The 3211-nt window shown below is 74.1% G+C and carries 3 protein-coding genes; 2 read left to right on the forward strand and 1 reads right to left on the reverse strand.

The annotated features are described in order from the left end of the window. A partial coding sequence (locus ABZW03_RS39050) for a transglutaminase-like domain-containing protein (RefSeq protein WP_355269354.1) occupies nucleotides 1-1131 on the forward strand: 1131 nt, incomplete at its 5' end. Nucleotide 1132: 1 nt separating this feature from the next. After that, nucleotides 1133-1852 carry a hypothetical protein gene (locus tag ABZW03_RS39055; protein WP_355269356.1) on the forward strand — a complete coding sequence of 240 codons (720 nt, stop codon included), beginning with the start codon at nucleotides 1133-1135 and terminating at the stop codon, nucleotides 1850-1852. A 24-nt stretch (nucleotides 1853-1876) separates the two neighbouring features. Here the strand turns inward: ABZW03_RS39055 and ABZW03_RS39060 are convergent. Continuing rightward, nucleotides 1877-3211, reverse strand: a 1335-nt coding sequence (locus tag ABZW03_RS39060; protein ID WP_355269358.1) for an FUSC family protein, incomplete at its 5' end; no start/stop codon positions are given.

The raw sequence follows: 3211 nt of genomic DNA on the forward strand, positions 1-3211 counted from the left end.
TTCCTCACCGTCGGCGTCCTGCTGTTCGCCGCCCAGCGCTCCACCGAGCCGCCGGTCCATCCGGCCGCCCGGCACCAGGGCGGCTCGGTCATCCTGTCGATGCCCCAGGACCCCGGCCCCGGCGTGCACACCTTCGACGTCCCCCTGATCGCGCTGGCGGGTGCGAGCACGGTCGGGGCCACGCCCCAGACCATCAACTGGGTGGTCTCCGACACGACCGGCATGCAGGATCTGGCCCCCACGGCGCACACCTTCTACCGCCTGTTCGACAACCCCACCACCGGGAACCTGCGGTACGACGCGGTGGCCGAGGCCACGGCCATGGCGACGGGTGAGGTGACCGAGCAGGGCGTGGCGACCGCGCTGCGCACGTGGATCCGGGCCAGAGTGCCCTACGACGGCACCCAGGGCCTGACCGCCGACCCCTTGGCCCTCCTGGCCGGCTCCAACGGGGCCGTCTGCTCGGACTTCGCCAACCTGCACATCCTGCTGGCCCAGACCCTCGGCCTCCAGGCCCGGGCGGTCATCTTCTGGGGCGGATTCCAGTACGGCAGCCGCAGCGTCTGGGCGGCTGACGTCGGCAACTACAACAACACGCTGACCAACGTCCAGGCCACCGATCTCATGTACCACCCGGTCCCCGGTAACCAGCAGGGGTGGGACTTCACCTACCACGCCATCGCCGAGATCGGTGGCACGCTGCACGATGCCGCGCTCAACCGGGAAGGCTATTCCGCCCAGGCGATCCATCAGGGGCTGCAGGTCGCCCTCCCCGAACTCGCTCCCGCACCCGCGACGGGGTTCACGGCCACCACGCAGACTCCCGTCCTGGAGTTCCTCGCGTCCGACTTCGTCAACCGGACGGTCGGTGTCAACCTCCGGTACCACGGCGACCGGATCACCGACAGCGACTTCCAAGCCAACGCCCTCAGCGTCGTGCCCATCCCACCGGGAACACAGAACGCGTACCAGGATCCGGTGCGGCTGCTCTTCGGCACCCTGCCACCGGGCCTCACCCTCCACCCGGACGGCATACTCGTCGGTACACCCACCACCCCGGGCGTCTACGTCTTCACCGTGTCCAGCAGTCTGAGCGCTCCCGGAGTCATCCACACCATGGTGGTGAACTGACGTGCTCCACCCCCTCGGTGCCGCTGAGGTGGCCGGCGGAGACCATCCGACCGTCGGCTACTCGTTCGCGGCCCTGCTGCCCCCCGCCCCGCTGTCCCTGCCCTCCCGGAAGAGGCTCCTGGGCGGGGCCGAACTGGTCGTGCCGCCTCCCCAGGGCGCGCCGCTCGACGATCCGGGGGCGCTGGAGCAGGTCACCGCCGAACTCGGCGACCTGCTCGGCGGAGCCTTCGGCCCCGCCGCGGCGCTCCCGCTCACCCTGCACGACGCCCTGATCTCCCCGGAGACCCGGGCGCGCTACGAGGCGCCGGGCCGCGCACTGGCCTGGGACCGGCCGCGGCGGGGCTTCTACTGGCTGGCGGCCCGGCTGGGCGACTGGCGGGTGCAGGCGTGCGGCGAGCCCGGAGACCTGCACTGCGTCTCCTTCCACCGGCCGGTGGAGGGCCCGTCGTGGGGCGGTCCGGCCGATTCCCCGTACGCCCTGGCCGCGGAACTTGCCCCCGCCCTCGCCGCCCGGCTCGGCGGCGGGTCCGCCCCCGAGGGCCTGCGGGACGTCACCGCCGCGTTCTCACCCGGGCTCTTCGGCACCGCTCTCTCCGCCCCCGAACTCCGGGTCCGTACGGGAATCCGGCAGACCCTCGGCACCGACCGGACACCCCTCGGCCTCGCCCGGGTCCTGCGGATCGACGCCGGACCGGGCTGCCGCGACTGGCCGGGCCCCTGACCGTGCTTCCCCCGCTCCCGCCCGTCACGAGTTCTCGGGGACGGGCGGGTGGAGCGTCCGGGCGAGGGCCTGCACGCTCTCGTCCACGCGGTGCAGGTGCCGCAGGGCCCGTCGCGTCGTGTGGGCGTCCTCGGCGTGGGCCCCGCACCCGCTCGCGTCGAGCCGGGCGGGAAGCCCGGGGCCGGGTACGGGCGGGGCGTCGTCCTCGGCCCGGACGGTGATCTCGCTGAGCAGGCGCGCCAGTTCGCGGTCGATCCTGCGGGCCGCGTCGACGAGCCGTGGATCGGCGCCGGTGCGGCAGCCGGCCGGTGCCGGTCCGGCGGTGGCGGCCAGGCTGCGGGTGTGGAAGGCCGCCGTCTCCAGCAGTCCCAGGACGGCGAGTGCGGTGCGCCGCCGGGACCGCAGGGGGCTGAGCGGGGTGATCAGCGGCTGTACCGACCGGCGCAGGTCGTCCAGGGCCGCATCCAGCACGCGGGCCGGGTCGAGCGGGTCCCCGCCGGGCTCGCCGCCCAGCCGGGCCAGCGACTGGGAGAGCGCCGCGCGCAGCCGTTCCAGCACCTCGCGCAGCGCCTGGTCGGTGCGTTCCCGGGTCCGTACCGGCAGAACGAGCAGAGCGGCGGCCAGTCCGCAGGCGATCCCCAGCGCGGTCTCCTCGATCCGCACCACCAGCACGTCCGGGGTGAGGGTGTGGAGCAGCGCGTACAGCATGCCGATCATCGTGGTGACGAAGAAGGACATCAGCGTGTAGGAGACCGCGAGCGTGTAGTACATCCCGAACACGCTGAGCGTCGCCAGGGCGAAGGCCGGCCAGGCGGCGTCGCCCACCAGGGCGGCGAGGGCGAGCCCGGCGACGACACCCGCCACCGTGCCGACCAGCCGCCGGAACCCCCTGACCAGGATCTCGCCGGTGGAGGTGGTGCTGATGAAGACCACCCAGCAGGTGAAGACGGCCCAGTACCAGCGCTCCGGTGACAGCAGTTCGCCGCCGACGACGGCCAGCGCCGATCCGGTCGCGACCTGGAGCGCGGTCCTGGTGGTGGGACGGATGCGGGGGCCCTGCCGGTCCGGTGCGGGGTCCTTCGCCCCGGGCTCCGCTCGCGCGCGCGTGTCCGGGGCCGCCGGGGTCTCCTCGTCGACGGCCGGGCGCAGGTGGGACAGGGCGCGGGCGGTGTCCCCGGCGGAGCGGAAGACGTCCCGCATCGCCGGGGACGCGTCGGGCAGGTGCTCGGCACGGCGGTGGCCGGGCAGTCGGTCGCGGACCCCGGCGGGATCGGTGGCCGCCGTGCGCAGCGGTTCCGCACCGATCGCCGTGCGCAGCGCACGCAGCTCCGCGGCCAGCACGGGCAGCGCCGCCGCGTC

This window comes from Kitasatospora sp. NPDC004799, from assembly GCF_040609095.1.
In the GTDB taxonomy this organism is placed as follows: Bacteria; Actinomycetota; Actinomycetes; order Streptomycetales; family Streptomycetaceae; genus Kitasatospora.